Genomic DNA, 16472 nt, shown 5'->3' with positions numbered 1-16472 from the left:
CGGGACCCTCTCCCTCCCACCTCCCGATGAAAGGGCTCGCCGCATGGATGTTCTGCTGAACAACCTCGACGTGTACGTTCCCGCCTTCGGCAACACGCTCGTGCTGTTCGCCGTCTCGCTCGTCTTCGCCCTGCTCATCGGGACGGTCGTGGGAGCGATGCGCGTCTCGCCCGTGCCGATCGCTCGGGCCGTCGGGACGGTCTACGTCAACACCATCCGGAACACGCCCCTCACGCTCCTGATGTTCTTCTTCGCGTTCGGCTACCCCAAGCTGGGTCTGCCCGACGTCGACTACACCAACCTGGCGATCTGCGCCCTCAGCCTCTACACCGCGACCTACGTCGCCGAGGTGCTCCGCTCGGGCATCAACACCGTGCCGATCGGCCAGGCGGAGGCCGCCCGCGCGATCGGCCTCGACTTCGGCCTGACGATGACCCAGGTGGTCCTGCCCCAGGCGTTCCGCTCCGTGATCCCGCCGCTGATGAGCGTCCTGATCGCGCTGCTGAAGAACACCACGGTCGCGGCGGGCTTCTCGGTCGCCGAGTCGGGCACCATCGTCCGCGAGCTGAACGAGCGCGGCGAGAACAGCCTCATCGTCCTGCTCTGGGTCGCCCTCGTCTTCGTCCTGCTGGTCTCCGTGCTCTCGGTCGTCCAGCGTCAGCTCGAGAAGAAGTGGAGGGTCGCCCGATGAGCTCCGTCCTCTTCGACAACCCCGGTCCTCGCGCGATCGTCCGCAACCGCATCATCGGCGCCGCCGTGATCGTGCTGGTCGCCGCGATCTTCGCCTTCATCCTCTGGCGTTTCGCCGAGTCGGGGCAGTTCTCGGCCGAGAAGTGGCGGGCGTTCCAGTACCCGCTGGTGTGGCAGAGCATCGGAGCCGCGCTGGGGCAGACCCTCGGCGCGTTCGCCGCGGCCGGTGTCGCGAGCCTCGTCCTCGGCCTGGTCCTCGCGGTCGGCCGGCTCTCGGACCGACGCTGGATCAGTGTCCCCGTCACGCTCTTCATCGAGCTGTTCCGGGCGATCCCGGTCCTCATCCTGATGATGCTGATGTACTACGGGCTCCCGTTCGTCGGCCTCAAGCTCACCCCGTACCTCGCGGTCGTCATCGCGCTGACGCTCTACAACGGCTCCGTCTTCTCCGAGATCTTCCGAGCGGGCATCGAGGCCCTCCCGCGCGGTCAGAAGGAGGCGGGCTACGCCATCGGGCTGCGGAAGGCCGGCGTCATGCGCCTGATCCTGTTCCCGCAGGCGATCCGGACGATGCTGCCCGTGATCATCGCGCAGCTCGTCGTCGCCCTCAAGGACACGGCGCTCGGCTCGATCATCACCTACAACGAGCTCCTCTACTACGCGAAGTACCTCGGCAGCCAGTCGAGCCTCGACAGCCCGATCATCCCCGCCGCGATCGTCATCGGCGCGATCTACATCGGCATCTGCCTGATCCTCTCGGGCATCGCGAAGTGGGTCGAGGTCAAGACCAAGAGCAGCGGCCGCGGTGGCACGGGCCACCCGGCGGCGCGCGCCACCACGAACACCGCCCTCATCGCCGCCCAGGACTGAACTCGTTCGTCGGGATCGCCCGAGGGCGATCCCGACCGCGGTCGGCTCTCCGAGGTGATGTGTTCCACAGAGCGGCGAGCGTTCGGCTGGATCGAATCGCTGACACGCGATCCGGTCGTTCGCCTCGCGCAGGTCGGCGATCTGCTGGCACGCGGCCCCTTCGGTGACCACCGGAAAGTCGCACGGGCCATCACCCGTGCCCACGGCGCATCTGCACATCGACTGGCAGTTCAAGGCGAACGGGCGGATCGCGTGCCAGCGATCCGGTCTAGCCGGTCGCGACCCGCTCTTCGCGACGCACCACCCCGGGAGCCGACTGCGGTCGCCGTCGCCCTCGGGCGATGGAGACGATCTAGACTCATTCATCGTGTCTGACAGCAACCCGATCACCGACGAGGCCGTCTCGGCCGCGGTCGCCGAGGCGCTCACCGCGATCAGCGCGGCCGGCGACTCCGCAGCCCTGAAGACGGCCCGCGCCGCTCACCTCGGTGAGGGCTCCGCTCTCGCCCGGCTGAACGCGCAGATGCGCTCGGTCCCGCCCGAGTCCAAGGCCGCCTCCGGCAAGCTCGTCGGGGGTGCCCGCAAGCAGGTCGGCGACGCCTACTCCGCCCGCGAGCTCGAGCTCGTCGCCGCCGAGGAGGCCGCCGCCCTCGACGCCGAGCGCGTCGACGTCACCGCCGGGGCGTCGTTCGTCCGCCAGGGGGCGCGCCACCCGCTCTCGCTCCTCCAGGAGTCGATCGCCGATGTCTTCGTCGGCATGGGCTGGGAGATCGCCGAGGGGCCCGAGCTCGAGAACGAGTGGTTCAACTTCGACGCCCTGAACTTCGACGAGGACCACCCGGCCCGCGCGATGCAGGACACCTTCTTCGTCGACCCCGTCGACTCGCATCTCGTGCTGCGCACGCACACGAGCCCGGTGCAGATCCGCTCGATGCTCGAGCGCACGCCTCCGGTCTACGTGATCGCGCCCGGACGCGTCTACCGCACCGACGAGCTCGACGCCACGCACACCCCCGTCTTCACGCAGTTCGAGGGGCTCGCCGTCGACCGCGGCCTCACGATGGCGCACCTGCGCGGAACCCTCGAGCACGTCGCGAGGATCATGTTCGGCGACGAGGCGAGGATCCGGCTCCGCCCCAACTACTTCCCCTTCACCGAGCCGAGCGCCGAGCTCGACATCTGGCACCCCACCTTCGTCGGCGGCGCGCGCTGGATCGAGTGGGGCGGCTGCGGCATGGTCAACCCCAACGTGCTCCGCGCGGCCGGCATCGACCCGGAGGAGTTCTCCGGCTTCGCCTTCGGCATGGGGATCGAGCGGACCCTGATGTTCCGCAACGACGTGAAGGACATGCGCGACATGGTCGAGGGCGATGTCCGCTTCAGCAAGCAGTACGGAATGGTGATCTGATGCGCATCCCGCTGAGCTGGCTGGGCGAGTACGTCGACCTCGAGCAGGGAGTCACGACCGAGGCCGTCCACGCGGCGCTCGTGTCGGTCGGTCTCGAGGAGGAGGACGTCCACCGCTTCGAGGTGACCGGCCCCGTGGTGGTCGGCGAGGTCCTCGATCTCGTCCCCGAGCCGCAGAAGAACGGCAAGACGATCAACTGGTGCACCGTGCGCGTGGCTCCGGAGGGAGCTCTCGCGGCCGACGGCGGCGGCGACGTCCGCGGCATCGTCTGCGGCGCGCACAACTTCACGGCCGGGGACAAGGTCGTCGTGTCGCTGCCCGGTGCGGTCCTCCCCGGTCCGTTCCCGATCTCGGCGCGGAAGACCTACGGTCACGTCTCCGACGGCATGATCGCGTCGAGCCGCGAGCTGGGTCTCGGCGACGACCACGACGGCATCCTCCGTCTGGCGAGCCTCGGCATCGACCCGGAGGTGGGCACCGACGCCATCGCGCTCCTCGGGCTCGACGACGAGGCGGTCGAGGTCAACGTGACCCCCGACCGCGGCTACGCCTTCTCGATCCGCGGCATCGCCCGCGAGTACGCCCACGCGACCGGCGCCTCCTTCCGCGATCCCGCGCTGGCGATCACCGCGCCCGAGCGCTCCGAGTCGGCGCCGGTGTTCCCGGTCGCCCTCGAGGACGACGCGCCGATCCGCGGTCGTGACGGCGCCTCCGTCTTCGTGACCCGCGTCGTCCGAGGGGTCGACGCGAGCCGCCCGACGCCGCCCTGGATGGTCGCGCGCCTGCGCCTCGCCGGCGTCCGCTCGATCTCGCTGATCGTCGACATCACCAACTACGTCATGTTCGAGCTCGGCCAGCCGCTGCACGGCTACGACCTCGACGCCCTCCAGGGCGGCATCGTCGTGCGCCGTGCCGAGCCGGGGGAGACCCTCGAGACGCTCGACGGGCAGATCCGGCGCCTTCACGCCGAAGACCTCGTCATCGCGGACGCGGGCGGAGCCGTCGGGCTCGCCGGCGTAATGGGCGGCGCGCGCACCGAGATCGGCTCTGCGACGACCGACGTCCTCCTCGAGGCCGCCAACTTCGACCCGGTGTCGATCGCGCGGACCGCCCGCCGGCACAAGCTGCCGAGCGAGGCGTCCAAGCGCTTCGAGCGCGGAGTCGATCCGCTGGTCGCCGCCGTCGCCGCGGCACGCGCGGTCCAGCTGCTGGTCGAGCTGGCGGGCGGCACCGCCGACGAGCTCGGCTCGACGATCGTCGATCCTCGCGACGCGGCCGTCATCGAGCTGCCCGACGGCTACGTCTCCCGCCTCGTCGGCGTCGAGTACACGCCGGAGGAGATCCGCGGCTCGCTGGTCGAGATCGGCGCCTCCGTCGACGTCGGCGGCTCGGGCCTGCTCGTCACTCCGCCGAGCTGGCGCCCCGACCTCACCGACAAGTCGACTCTGGCCGAGGAGGTCGCCCGGATCACCGGGTACGACCGCATCCCCTCGGTGCTGCCGGTCGCGCCGCCAGGACGCGGTCTCACTACGGGTCAGCGCCTGCGGCGGACGGTCGCCCAGACCCTGGCCGCGAGCGGACTCACCGAGGTGCTCTCGTACCCGTTCCTCTCGCGCGCGGTCAACGACCGCCTCGGGTCGGTCGACGGCGAGCCCCGCGAGCAGATCACCCTGGCCAACCCGCTCGACGCGACCGCCGCGCAGCTGCGTCTCACGCTGCTGCCCGGGCTCGTGCAGATCGCGGCTCGCAACCGCTCGCGCGGACTGACCGACCTCGCGCTCTACGAGCTCGGCTCCGTCTTCGTCCCCGAGGCCGGCCGCCCGTTCGGCTCGGGCGCGCTGCCCCGGGGCGCCGTGCGACCCTCGGCCGAGGTGGAGGCCGAGCTGAACGCCGGCATCCCCGCCCAGCCCCTGCACGTCGCGGCACTGCTCACCGGCGCCGCCGTCGAGCGCCAGCCCGGTGTGGCCGCCCGCGACTTCGATTGGCGTGACGCCCTCGACGTCGTCCGCGAGGTGTCGACGGCCAGTGGCGTCGACCTCGTCGTGCGGCAGGGCGCGCACGCCGCGCTGCACCCCGGCCGCACCGCCGAGATCGTGCTCGACGGCGCGGTGATCGGTCACGCCGGCGAGCTCCTGCCCTCGCTCGCCGAAGAGCTCGACCTGCCCCGGCGGGTGGCCGTCGTCGAGCTCGACCTCGACCCCGTCATCGCCCGCGCCGGCGGTGTCGTCGTCGCTCGACCGGTCGGCGCGCTCCCGGCGGCCACGCAGGACCTGTCGCTGGTCGTGCCGTCGGAGGTGCCCGCCGCGTCGCTCGCCGAGGCCGTCGCGGAGGGGGCCGGGGAGCTGCTCGAGGCGATCCGCCTCGTCGACGACTACCGCGGTGCCGGCGTCCCGGCCGGCTCCAAGTCGCTCACCTTCGCGCTGCGCTTCCGTGCCGCCGACCGCACGCTGACCGCGACGGAGGCGACGGCGGCTAAGCAGGGCGGAGTCGCGGTGGCCGCCGACCGGTTCGGCGCGCAGCTGAGGGAGTGATGCCCGGCGAAGCCGTTCCCCCGCACGGACTAGGCTCTCGGGCATGACTTTTTCCGTGGCGGTGGCCGGAGCGAGCGGGTACGCGGGCGGCGAGCTGCTGCGCCTGCTCGCCGACCATCCCGAGTTCGAGGTGCGCACGGTGACGGCGCACTCCAACGCCGGGCAGCCCCTGGTCGCGGTGCAGCCGCACCTGCGCTCGCTCCGCGATCTCGTCCTCGTCGACACCACGACCGAGAACCTCGCCGGGCACGACGTCGTCTTCCTCGCGCTGCCGCACGGCGCATCCGGAGCCATCACCGCGACGCTGCCCGACGACGTCCTCGTCGTCGACTGCGGTGCCGACCACCGGCTGACCGACGAGCAGGACTGGGCCGACTACTACGGCGGCGAGTTCGCCGGCGCGTGGCCGTACGGGCTCCCCGAGCTCCTCCTGGCCGGGGGCGGACGCAAGCAGCGCGACGCCCTGGCCGGCGCGCGGCGCATCGCCGTGCCCGGCTGCAACGTCACCGCGATCACGCTCGGCCTCGCGCCGGGCCTCCACGCCGGGGTCATCGAGCCCGGCGATCTCGTCTCGGTGCTGGCCGTCGGGCCGTCGGGTGCGGGCAAGAGCCTGCGCACCGACCTCCTCGCGAGCGAGCTGCTCGGCTCCGCGCACGCCTACGGAGTGGGGGGCGGTCACCGCCACAACCCCGAGATCCGGCAGAACCTCGCGCTCGCCGGCGCCGGCCCGGTCTCGATCTCGTTCACCCCGGTCCTCGTGCCGATGTCGCGGGGGATCCTCGCGACCTCGGCCGCTCGCCTCGCGCCCGGGGTCTCCGCGGCCGATGTGCGGGCGGCCTGGGAGGCGGCCTACGGCGACGAGACCTTCGTCCAACTGCTCCCGGCGGGGTCCTTCCCGCGGACGGCGGACGTCGTCGGCGCGAACACGGCCCTGATCGGACTGGCCGTCGACGAGCGCGCCCGCCGAGTCGTCGTCGTGACCGCGATCGACAACCTCGTCAAGGGCACCGCGGGTGCCGCGATCCAGTCGACCAACATCGCCCTGGGCCTCCCCGAGTCCCTCGGCCTCAGTGTGAACGGAGTCGCGCCGTGAGCGTCACTGCAGCAGCAGGATTCGAGGCCGCGGGCGTCGTCGCGGGCCTCAAGTCGACGGGCGCGCGCGACCTGGCGCTCGTCCGCAACCTCGGTCCGCTCCAGAGTGCGGCCGCGGTGTTCACCAGCAACCGCTGCAAGGCCAACCCGGTGCTGTGGAGCGAGCAGGTCATGCGCGACGGCATCGTCTCCGCGATCGTCCTCAACTCCGGAGGCGCCAACTGCTACACGGGCGCCCAGGGCTTCCAGGTCACCCACGGCACGGCCGAGGCCGTCGGCGGAGCGCTCGGCGTCTCCGCGGTCGACGTCCTGGTCTGCTCGACGGGCCTCATCGGCGATCAGCTCGACCTCGGCAAGCTCACGGGCGGAGTGACGGAGGCGGCCGCATCGCTCGCGGGCGCCACCGGCATCGACGACGGCGAGGCCGCCGCGCGCGCGATCATGACCACCGACACGGTCCCCAAGCAGGCGACCGTCCGCTCCGAGCAGGGCTGGAGCATCGGCGGCATGGCCAAGGGCGCCGGAATGCTCGCGCCGGGCCTCGCGACGATGCTGGTCGTCATCACGACCGATGCCGCACTCGAGCCCGCCGAGCTCGATGCCGCCCTCCGCGCCTCGACGCGCGTGACCTTCGACCGCCTCGACTCCGACGGCTGCATGTCGACGAACGACACCGTCGCCCTCCTCGCGAGCGGCGCGAGCGGAGTGACGCCCGACGCCGACGCCTTCACCGCCGCCCTGACCGAGGTCTGCCGCGACCTCACCCTGCAGCTGCAGGCCGACGCCGAGGGTGCCGCTCACGACGTCGCGATCCGCGTCGTGAACGCGGCCTCCGAGGACGAGGCCGTCGTGGTCGCGCGGGCCGTCTCGCGGAGCAACCTCTTCAAGGCCGCCATCTTCGGCAACGACCCCAACTGGGGTCGGGTGCTGGCGGCGGTCGGCACCACCGACGCCGAGTTCGACCCGTACGGGATCGACGTCGCGATGAACGGCGTCCAGGTCTGCCGGGCCGGCGAGCCCTTCGAGAGCCGCGACCTCGTCGACCTGTCTCCGCGGAAGGTGGCGGTCGACATCGACCTGCACGCCGGCGACGCCACCGCGACGATCTGGACCAACGACCTCACGCACGACTACGTGCACGAGAACTCGGCCTACTCGAGCTGAGGATCCGATGACCGACGAGAATCTCACAGAGGCCGAGGGCCTGGCGCTCCGCGAGGCCGCCGCCGTCAAGGCCGGGACGCTGATCGAGGCCCTGCCGTGGCTGCAGCGATTCCACGGCCGCACCATGGTCATCAAGTTCGGCGGCAACGCGATGGTCTCCGAGGAGCTCCAGCGCGCCTTCGCGCAGGACATCGTCTATCTGCGCTACGCCGGGATCCGACCCGTCGTCGTGCACGGCGGTGGTCCGCAGATCTCGACGATGCTCGACCGGCTCGGGATCGCCAGCGAGTTCCGCGGCGGCTACCGCGTGACGAGCCCCGAGGCCATGGAGGTCGTGCGGATGGTGCTGACGGGCAGCATCAGCCGCGACATCGTCCGCAGGATCAACGAGCACGGCCCGCTCTCCGCCGGGATCTCGGGAGAGGACGCGGGTCTCTTCGTCGGCCGCCGGCGCGGTGTCGTCCTCGACGGGGTCGAGCACGACCTGGGGCTGGTGGGCGATGTCGTCGCGGTCGATCCGGCCGCGGTCCTCGCACAGCTCGAGGCGGGCCGGATCCCGGTGGTCTCGTCGATCGCGCCCGACGCCGACGACCCGACGCAGTCGCTGAACGTCAACGCGGATGCCGCCGCCGCGGCACTCGCCGTCGCCCTCGGCGCCGAGAAGCTCGTCATCCTCACCGATGTCGCCGGTCTCTACTCCGACTGGCCGAACCGCGACTCCCTCGTCTCGCACCTGTCGTCGGACGAGCTGACGGCCCTGCTGCCCTCGCTCGAGTCGGGGATGATCCCCAAGATGACCGCGTGCCTCGACGCGGTGCTCGGCGGAGTGCCCAAGGCCGCCATCATCGACGGCCGCGTGCCGCACTCGATCCTCCTCGAGGTCTTCACCTCCGAGGGGATCGGCACCGAGGTCGTCGCGAGCCCGAACCGGGAGCGAATGTCGGGCCGCTGATCCGCAGCGGCCCCGGCTCCGAGCGCCCACCCGACACCGGGCGGCGCACCGACGGCCCACGAGGCCGGACCGCTCCGATCGAAAGGCTCGACAGATGACCACCGACACCGACCCCGCCACCACCGACGCGAATCGGACCGACGCCGCGCGCGGGCGCTACGCCTCCGCGATGATGCAGACCTTCGCGCCCCCGCTCGCCGTCCTCGACCACGGCGTGGGCTGCCGCGTCTGGGACGTCGACGGGCGTGAGTACCTCGACTTCCTCGGCGGGATCGCCGTCAACTCCCTCGGTCACGCGCACCCGGTCTTCGTCGAGGCGGTCAGCCGCCAGGCCGGAGCCCTCGCGCATGTCTCGAACTACTTCGCGACCGCGCCGCAGATCGAGCTCGCCGAGACCCTGCGGAGGCTGACCGGCGCCGGCGAGACCGGTCGCGTCTACTTCGCCAACTCGGGCACCGAGGCCAACGAGGCCGCGTTCAAGCTCGCCCGCCTGAACTCCGGCGGCGGACGGCACCGCGTGCTCGCGCTGCACAACGCCTTCCACGGGCGGACGATGGGCGCGCTCGCACTCACGGGCAAGGCTGCGATGCGGGCGCCCTTCGAGCCGATGCCCGGCGGGGTCGAGCACATCGACGCGACGCTCGAGGCGCTCGAGGCGGCGGTGGACGACTCGGTCGCCGCGCTGGTGGTCGAGCCGATCCAGGGGGAGGCGGGGGTCGTCCCGCTGCCCGACGGATTCCTCGAGCGGGCCCGCGAGCTCACCCGCGAGCACGGCGTGCTCCTGATCGTCGACGAGATCCAGACCGGCGTCGGCCGCACCGGCAGCTGGTTCGCCTATCAGCGCTCCGGCATCGTCCCCGACGCCGTGACCCTGGCCAAGGGGCTCGGCGGAGGATTCCCGATCGGCGCGCTGGTGACCTTCGGCGCCGCGTCCGCGCTGTTCCAGAAGGGCCAGCACGGCAGCACCTTCGGCGGGAATCCGCTGGCGACCGCGGTCGCCGGAGCGGTGCTCGGCGAGATCGAGCGGGCGGACCTGGTGCGGAACGCCCGTGAGCGCGGTGAGCAGATCGTGCGCGCCGTCCTCGAGATCGGCTCGCCGCTCGTCGACTCCGTCCGCGGCGCCGGGCTCCTGCTCGGCATCGCCCTCGCCGAGCCCGTCGCCGGCGCCCTCGCCGCGGCCGCGCTCGAGGAGGGCCTCATCGTGAACGCGGCGAACGACTCGAGCATCCGCCTCGCGCCGCCGCTGATCGTCTCGGAAGCCGAGGTCGACGAGTTCGCCGCCCGCCTCGCCCGCGCGCTCCGCACGCTGAGCCTCTGACCCGACCGACCACCCCGAATCGAAAGCGACCAGCACCCGTGACCCGCCACTTCCTCCGCGACGACGACATCAGCCCCGCCGAGCAGGCCGAGATCCTCGATCTCGCACTCGAGCTCAAGCGCGACCGCTTCGCGCGCACGCCGCTCGCCGGTCCCCAGACCGTCGCGGTGATCTTCGACAAGTCCTCCACCCGCACCCGCGTGTCCTTCGCGGTCGGCATCGCCGACCTCGGCGGCAGCCCCTTGATCATCTCGACGGCGAGCAGCCAGCTCGGGGGCAAGGAGACCGCCTCCGACACGGCGCGCGTCCTCGAGCGCCAGGTCGCGGCGATCGTCTGGCGCACCTACGCGCAGTCGGGTCTCGAGCAGATGGCGGAGGGGACCCGCGTCCCGGTCGTCAACGCGCTCTCGGACGAGTTCCACCCCTGCCAGCTGCTCGCCGACCTCCTGACCATCCGCGAGCACCGCGGTCGGCTGGCCGGTCTGACGCTGACCTTCTTCGGCGACGGCGCGAGCAACATGGCGCACTCCTACCTGCTGGCGGGAGCGACGGCGGGCATGCACGTCCGCATCGTCTCGCCCGACTCCTACGCCCCCGATCCGGCCGTGCTGGCCGACGCCCAGCGCATCGCCGCGACCACCGGCGGCTCTGCGACGACGACGACCGACCCCGCCGCGGGCGCCGCCGGCTCCGACATCGTGATCACCGACACCTGGGTGTCGATGGGCAAGGAGGAGGAGAAGGCCGCGCGCGTCGCGACCTTCGGCGACTACCGGGTCGATGCGGCCACGATGGCGGCGGCCGAGCCGGACGCGCTCTTCCTGCACTGCCTGCCGGCCGATCGCGGCTACGAGGTGACCGCCGACGTGATCGACGGCCCGCAGAGCGTGATCTGGGACGAGGCCGAGAACCGCCTGCACGCGCAGAAGGCCCTGCTGGTCTGGCTCCTGGAGCGGGCCGGCAGCACCGAGGCCGCTCACTAGACTCGACAGCCGATCACGAGGCACCGCGCCCTCTCACCGGGCGGGACTCGAGGCTGCAGACCCGCGTCCTCGCGCACCGAGGCCGCAGACACCGAGGAGAACCATGACGGAACGACCCTCCGCCCGCTCGGGCGAGGCCGGCGCGCTCTGGGGCGGCCGGTTCGCCGGCGGCCCGTCGCCCGAGCTCGCGGCACTCTCGAAGTCGACCCACTTCGACTGGCAGCTCGCCGAGTACGACATCGCGGGATCGAGGGCTCACGCCCGTGCGCTCTCGGCCGCGGGCTACCTCGACTCGGCCGAGCTGACCGGCATGCTCGACGCGCTCGAGCGCCTCCGCACCGCGGTCGTCGACGGGAGCTTCCGCGCCGAGGAGTCGGACGAGGACGTGCACGGCGCGCTCGAGCGCGGGCTGATGCTCGAGGCCGGCCCCGAGCTCGGCGGCAAGCTGCGCGCCGGTCGCTCGCGCAACGACCAGATCGCCACGTTCGTGCGGATGTACCTCCGCGACCACGCCGCGGTGATCTCGGAGCTGGTGGTGCAGCTGATCGACGCCGTCGCCGCTCAGGCGTCGGCGCACCCGGCGGCGATCATGCCGGGCCGCACGCACCTCCAGCACGCGCAGCCCGTGCTGCTCGCGCACCACCTCCTCGCCCATGCATGGGCGCTGCTGCGCGACCTCGAGCGCCTCCGCGACTGGGCGGTGCGGGCCGACGTGTCGCCCTACGGGTCGGGCGCGCTCGCGGGCTCGACGCTGGGTCTCGACGCCGAGGCGGTCGCGCGCGAGCTCGGCTTCGCCTCCAGCGTGCCCAACTCGATCGACGGGACCGCGAGCCGCGATCTGGTCGCGGAGTTCGCCTTCGTCACCGCGATGATCGGCATCGACGTCTCCCGCATCGCCGAGGAGATCATCCTGTGGAACACGCGCGAGTTCGGCTTCGTCACGCTGGACGACGGCTACTCGACCGGTTCCTCGATCATGCCGCAGAAGAAGAACCCCGACATCGCCGAGCTCGCGCGCGGCAAGGCCGGGCGGCTCGTCGGCAACCTGACCGGTCTGCTCGCGACGCTGAAGGCGCTCCCGCTCGCGTACAACCGCGATCTGCAGGAGGACAAGGAGCCCGTCTTCGACTCCGTCACGACGCTCGAGGTACTGCTGCCCGCGTTCAGCGGCATGATCGCGACCCTGACCTTCCACACCGAGCGGATGGCGGAGCTCGCGCCCGAGGGCTTCTCGCTCGCCACCGACGTGGCGGAGTGGCTCGTGAAGAAGCACGTGCCCTTCCGCGACGCCCACGAGATCACGGGCGAGCTGGTCAAGGCGGCCGAGTCGCGCGATCTGGGGCTCGACAAGCTCGACGACGAGGCGCTCGCCGCCGTATCGCCGCTGCTGACCCCCGACGTCCGCTCCGTGCTGAGCATCGAGGGCTCCGTGGCCAGTCGCGACGGGGTCGGCGGGACCGCACCGGCGCGCGTGGCGGAGCAGCTCGCGCAGCTCACCGAGCGCGTCCGCCTGGTCCGGTCCGCACTCCGGGGGGACGGCGCATGACGCTCCGCAGGGACGACGACCAGGACGACGGCCGTCCGCCGCTCCGGCCCTGGCAGCAGCGCACGCTGGTCCTCGTGGCCGCGGTCGTCATCCTCGCCGTGATCATCGTCACGGTCGTCTCCGGGCAGAGCTTCTTCTAGCGTGCGGTCCGCGTCGTCGTGACCTCGTCGAAGGCAGCGCTGCCGGATCTGTCGCTGTCGGCGCTGGAGGTCGCGCCCGATCTGCTGGGCTGCACGCTGCTCCATCGGACGGCGGACGGAGTGGTCGGCGTGCGCCTCACCGAGGTCGAGGCCTACCTCGGCCCGGGCGTCGACCCGGGGTCGCACAGCTTCCGCGGACCGACGAAGCGCACCCTGCCGATGTTCGGGCCGCCCGGCACGGTGTACGCCTACTTCACCTACGGGATGCACACCTGCCTCAACCTCGTCTGCGCTCCGGAGGGCGCCGCCTCGGCGGTGCTGCTGCGCGCGGGCGAGATCGTCGTGGGCGAGGAGCTCGCTCGCGAGCGCCGTGGAGCCGTTCCCGCGCGGGATCTGGCCCGGGGCCCCGCGCGACTCGCGAAGGCGCTCGGCGTCCTGCTCGCCGAGTCGGGGGATCCGATGGAGCGGTCCTTCGAGCTGCTGCCTCCCGATCGCCTCGGCACCGTGGTCTCCACGGTCCGGACAGGGGTGTCCGGCGCGGGCGGCGGTGCCGAGTACCCGTGGCGGTTCCACCTGGAGGGGGAGCCGACGGTGTCGCCGTACCGGCGCGCGGTGCCCCGCTGCGCCGCCGGAGATCAGCCGGCGAGATAGATCCGGGCGAGCGTCCCGAGCGCGGCCGACCAGGCGAGGCTCGCGAGCGTCCCGATGATGAACCGCTCGCGCGCCTCGGGTGACGCGAGCTCGCTGAAGCGGCCGACGCCCTTCACCGCCACGACGACCGCCACGCCCTCGGGCAGTCCGCTCATGAGAGCACCGGCCGTCGCGATCCGCTCGAGCAGGCCGATGGTGGTCCCGCCCCGCAGCACCTCGATGGGCTGGCCGATCGCGCTCGGCGACCCCGCGGCGGAGGAGGCGCGCGAGGGCGGTCCCGCGATGATGATCCCGCCGTGGGTGCCGCTCCGGGAGTCCGTCGTGGCGAGGTCGAGCGTCATCAGCACGACCGGGCCGCCCCCGATCACGGCGATCGCGAAGGCGAGCGCGGCGACGGCGAGCACCAGCGGCACCGGAGCCGAGGAGCCGGCGAGGCCGGTGAGGAGGAAGGCGGCCGTTGTCGCTCCGACGCTGATCCAGGCGAGAGGGGGGCGGCGCAGTCGGACGGCGAGCACCGCGCCGACGAGCCCGGCGACGAGGGCGAGCACCACGCCCGTCCAGGAGACGGACTGCACCGTGGCCGCCACTGTGCTGGTCAGGGAAGCGGGGAGCACCGTCATCGCTCGTTCCTCTCGTCGATGGGGTCGAGCGTACGGTCGACCACCGTCAGCAGGCGGGCGAGTGCCTCCGCGGTGGGTCCGTCGAGCCGGGCGTCGGCCGCGCGCACCCGCAGGCTCACGGCCTGGGGGCTGATGGCGAGGTGCTCGGCGGCCTCCTTCTGCGTGCGGCCGGAGTCGAGGAGGTCGACGATCTGCCAGCCGGCGGCTGTGCGCGAGTCGCGCAGGTGGAGCAGCGGGTCCAGCAGCGCCTGGGCGTCGGCGATCGAGGGGAAGGGGGCGGCCGGGGCGTCGGGGTCGAGCGAGAACCTGCTCTGCCGGTTCTTCGCGGCCTCGACGGCCCGGCGCGCCGCGAAGTACGCCTCGCCGCGGGCGGCGCGGGTCGTCGCGGGGAGGGGGCGCTCGATCCGCCCGACGCCCAGGCCGATGCTCCAGTGCGCCTCCCGGTGCAGGGCCAGCACCACCTCGACGGCGGCGTCGGCCCGATCGAGGACGAACTGGAACTCGTCGCCCGCCGTCCGCTCGGGGGGCAGGACGAAGGCGTCGCGCTGCGTCTCGAGCAGACCGGTGATCACGCGATCGACCCGGTCGTCGTCGTGGCGGCTGTCGCGCTGGTCGGCAGTGATGACGAACATGGAGCACCTCCGCATCAAGTATCGAGACTTGATCTGCCGCAATCAAGCCTGTGGACTTCACTCTCGCGGGGGAGTCGGCGCACTCCGCGGTACCCTCGGAGAGTGACCGACGAGACGCCCCGAGGATCCTCGACGCCCCCCGCGCTGGACGCGTCCTTCGAGACCGTCTGGGACGAGCTGCTGTGGCGCGGTTCCGTCCACGTCTCCACCGATCGCGCGGCACTCCGCGACCTGCTCGCAGGCGAGCCGATCACCTACTACTGCGGATTCGACCCGACGGCGCCCAGCCTCCACCTCGGCAATCTCGTCCAGCTGATCCTGATGCGCCGGCTGCAGCTCGCCGGCCACCGACCGCTGGGCCTCGTCGGCGGATCGACCGGACTGATCGGCGATCCCCGGCCCACCGCGGAGCGCACTCTGACCCCGCGCGAGACGGTGCTCGACTGGGTGGCCCGGCTGCAGGCGCAGGTCTCGCGGTTCCTGGCGGTCGACGGCGACAATCCGATGCGCCTGGTGAACAACCTCGACTGGACGGCGCCGCTCTCGGCGATCGACTTCCTGCGCGAGATCGGCAAGCACTTCCGGGTCGGCACGATGCTCAAGAAGGACGCGGTCAGCGCGCGCCTGAATTCGGACGCCGGCATCAGCTACACGGAGTTCAGCTACCAGATCCTGCAGGGGCTCGACTACCTCGAGCTCTACCGCCAGTACGGCTGCGTCCTGCAGACGGGTGGCAGCGACCAGTGGGGCAACCTCACCAGCGGGACGGATCTGATCCACCGCACCGAGGGGGTGTCGGTGCACGCCATCGGCACGCCCCTGGTGATGAACAGCGACGGGACCAAGTTCGGCAAGAGCGAGGGCAACGCCGTCTGGCTCGATCCCGAGCTGACGAGCCCGTACGCGTTCTACCAGTTCTGGCTCAACACCGACGACCGCGATGCGATCGACCGCCTCAAGGTCTTCACCTTCCTGCCCCGCGTCGAGATCGAGCGGCTCGAGCAGGCCGGCCTCGATGCGCCCTTCAAGCGGGAGGCCCAGCGTGCCCTCGCCTGGGAGGTGACGTCTCTCGTGCACGGGGACGAGGTGACGCAGGCGGTGGTCGACGCGTCGGCCGCGCTCTTCGGACGCGGCTCGCTGGTCGGCATCGATCCGGTCATCCTCCGCGGTGCGCTCGAGGCGGTTGCGACCGTCGAGGTCGACCCCGCGGCACCCGTGCTGCAGGCCTTCCTCGAGACGCGACTCGTCGCGAGCCTGGGGGAGGCCCGCCGCGCCCTCGCGCAGGGAGGGCTCTCGGTGAACAACGTCGTGGTCTCGGAGGACTCGCTCGTCCTCGGCGATCTCCCGCTGATCGACGGCATCGCCGTGCTTCGCCGGGGCAAGAAGAGCTTCGCGGGAGCCTTCGTCCGCTAGGCGCCCCCGGGCGACACGCCCGGGCCGCGAGCGATTTGCAGACCCGCGAAACATCGACGTAATGTAACTCCTCGTCACCCCAAAGGAGCGGCGAGCGAGAGTCGGACGCAGAGCGTCGAGACCCGCTGGCCCACCTCAAGCGGGGACCATCCCCTCACTCCACACCTTGTTAGAGGTTCGCCTCTTGATGGGAACGGATCGTGAGCGTACGATGTAAAGCCTCCGCTGGACCACTGGTCCGGGCTTCGGTGCGGCAGACGGTGCTTCAAGGCACTGCATGGCGCACGATGTGGCGCTTCGACCTCCGGGTCGTGACGCTGAGCATCACGGAGTCGCCGATTTGACACGGCGAGCGGATGTGCTAAGTTATACAAGTTGCCACGGCGGCGCGCAGAGCTTCGGTTCTGACAAGCGTAACCCGAATGGCAGCCACAATCAAATCGAGAGCTTCGGCTCCGATGG

15 protein-coding genes are annotated in these 16472 nt (G+C 71.7%); 13 read left to right on the top strand and 2 right to left on the bottom strand.

From position 1 onward, the window contains the following. The first annotated feature begins 43 nt into the window (after positions 1-43). The 12 genes from GRS92_RS15370 to GRS92_RS15315 all read left to right on the top strand — a co-directional run bounded on the left by GRS92_RS15370 (position 44) and on the right by GRS92_RS15315 (position 13345). Complete coding sequence (locus GRS92_RS15370; protein WP_159857984.1) at positions 44-691, top strand: amino acid ABC transporter permease; 648 nt, start codon at positions 44-46, stop codon at positions 689-691. Continuing rightward, a complete protein-coding gene (locus GRS92_RS15365; RefSeq protein WP_159857982.1) occupies positions 688-1560 on the top strand; it encodes an amino acid ABC transporter permease in 873 nt (290 codons plus the stop codon). The genes GRS92_RS15370 and GRS92_RS15365 overlap by 4 nt, the downstream gene beginning before the upstream one ends. Positions 1561-1927: 367 nt before the next feature. Beyond that, complete coding sequence (pheS, locus tag GRS92_RS15360) at positions 1928-2968, top strand: phenylalanine--tRNA ligase subunit alpha (RefSeq protein ID WP_159857980.1); 1041 nt, start codon at positions 1928-1930, stop codon at positions 2966-2968. Further along, a complete protein-coding gene (gene pheT / locus GRS92_RS15355; protein ID WP_159857978.1) occupies positions 2968-5499 on the top strand; it encodes a phenylalanine--tRNA ligase subunit beta in 2532 nt (843 codons plus the stop codon). Before pheS ends, pheT begins: the two co-directional genes overlap by 1 nt. Before the next feature lie 43 nt (positions 5500-5542). Then, entirely contained in the window at positions 5543-6592 is a 1050-nt protein-coding gene (argC, locus tag GRS92_RS15350) for an N-acetyl-gamma-glutamyl-phosphate reductase (RefSeq protein ID WP_159857976.1), read from the top strand. Next, entirely contained in the window at positions 6589-7755 is a 1167-nt protein-coding gene (gene argJ, locus GRS92_RS15345; RefSeq protein WP_159857974.1) for a bifunctional glutamate N-acetyltransferase/amino-acid acetyltransferase ArgJ, read from the top strand. Before argC ends, argJ begins: the two co-directional genes overlap by 4 nt. Before the next feature lie 7 nt (positions 7756-7762). Further along, positions 7763-8707, top strand: coding sequence for an acetylglutamate kinase (gene argB, locus GRS92_RS15340; protein WP_159857972.1), 945 nt, complete (start codon positions 7763-7765; stop codon positions 8705-8707). A 94-nt stretch (positions 8708-8801) separates the two neighbouring features. Next, on the top strand, positions 8802-10025 hold the full coding sequence (locus GRS92_RS15335) for an acetylornithine transaminase (RefSeq protein ID WP_159857970.1): 1224 nt from the start codon (positions 8802-8804) through the stop codon (positions 10023-10025). A 38-nt stretch (positions 10026-10063) separates the two neighbouring features. Next, positions 10064-11008 (top strand): ornithine carbamoyltransferase, encoded by a 945-nt coding sequence (gene argF / locus GRS92_RS15330; RefSeq protein ID WP_159857968.1) that lies wholly within the window; start codon positions 10064-10066, stop codon positions 11006-11008. 103 nt (positions 11009-11111) lie between these two features. Beyond that, complete coding sequence (gene argH / locus GRS92_RS15325) at positions 11112-12554, top strand: argininosuccinate lyase (protein ID WP_159857966.1); 1443 nt, start codon at positions 11112-11114, stop codon at positions 12552-12554. Continuing rightward, entirely contained in the window at positions 12551-12694 is a 144-nt protein-coding gene (locus GRS92_RS15320; RefSeq protein ID WP_159857964.1) for a hypothetical protein, read from the top strand. Before argH ends, GRS92_RS15320 begins: the two co-directional genes overlap by 4 nt. Positions 12695-12712: 18 nt before the next feature. Beyond that, positions 12713-13345, top strand: a complete 633-nt coding sequence (locus GRS92_RS15315; RefSeq protein ID WP_204162409.1) for a DNA-3-methyladenine glycosylase — start codon at positions 12713-12715, stop codon at positions 13343-13345. Here the strand turns inward: GRS92_RS15315 and GRS92_RS15310 are convergent. Together GRS92_RS15310 and GRS92_RS15305 are read right to left on the bottom strand one after the other, a co-directional pair. Then, positions 13330-13965 carry a hypothetical protein gene (locus GRS92_RS15310; RefSeq protein WP_235022057.1) on the bottom strand — a complete coding sequence of 212 codons (636 nt, stop codon included), beginning with the start codon at positions 13963-13965 and terminating at the stop codon, positions 13330-13332. The genes GRS92_RS15315 and GRS92_RS15310 overlap by 16 nt on opposite strands. Further along, the gene (locus tag GRS92_RS15305; protein ID WP_159857962.1) at positions 13962-14597 is read right to left on the bottom strand and encodes a DNA-binding protein; all 636 of its coding nucleotides are present in this window, start codon (positions 14595-14597) and stop codon (positions 13962-13964) included. Before GRS92_RS15305 ends, GRS92_RS15310 begins: the two co-directional genes overlap by 4 nt. Positions 14598-14699: 102 nt before the next feature. Between GRS92_RS15305 and tyrS the strand changes: the two genes are divergently transcribed. Beyond that, on the top strand, positions 14700-16010 hold the full coding sequence (gene tyrS, locus GRS92_RS15300) for a tyrosine--tRNA ligase (RefSeq protein ID WP_159857960.1): 1311 nt from the start codon (positions 14700-14702) through the stop codon (positions 16008-16010). The last annotated feature ends 462 nt before the right edge of the window (positions 16011-16472 follow it).

Origin of the sequence: Rathayibacter sp. VKM Ac-2754, assembly GCF_009807095.1 — a bacterium.
Lineage (GTDB): Bacteria > Actinomycetota > Actinomycetes > Actinomycetales > Microbacteriaceae > Rathayibacter.
This window is presented reverse-complemented; position numbering and strand designations above follow the sequence as displayed.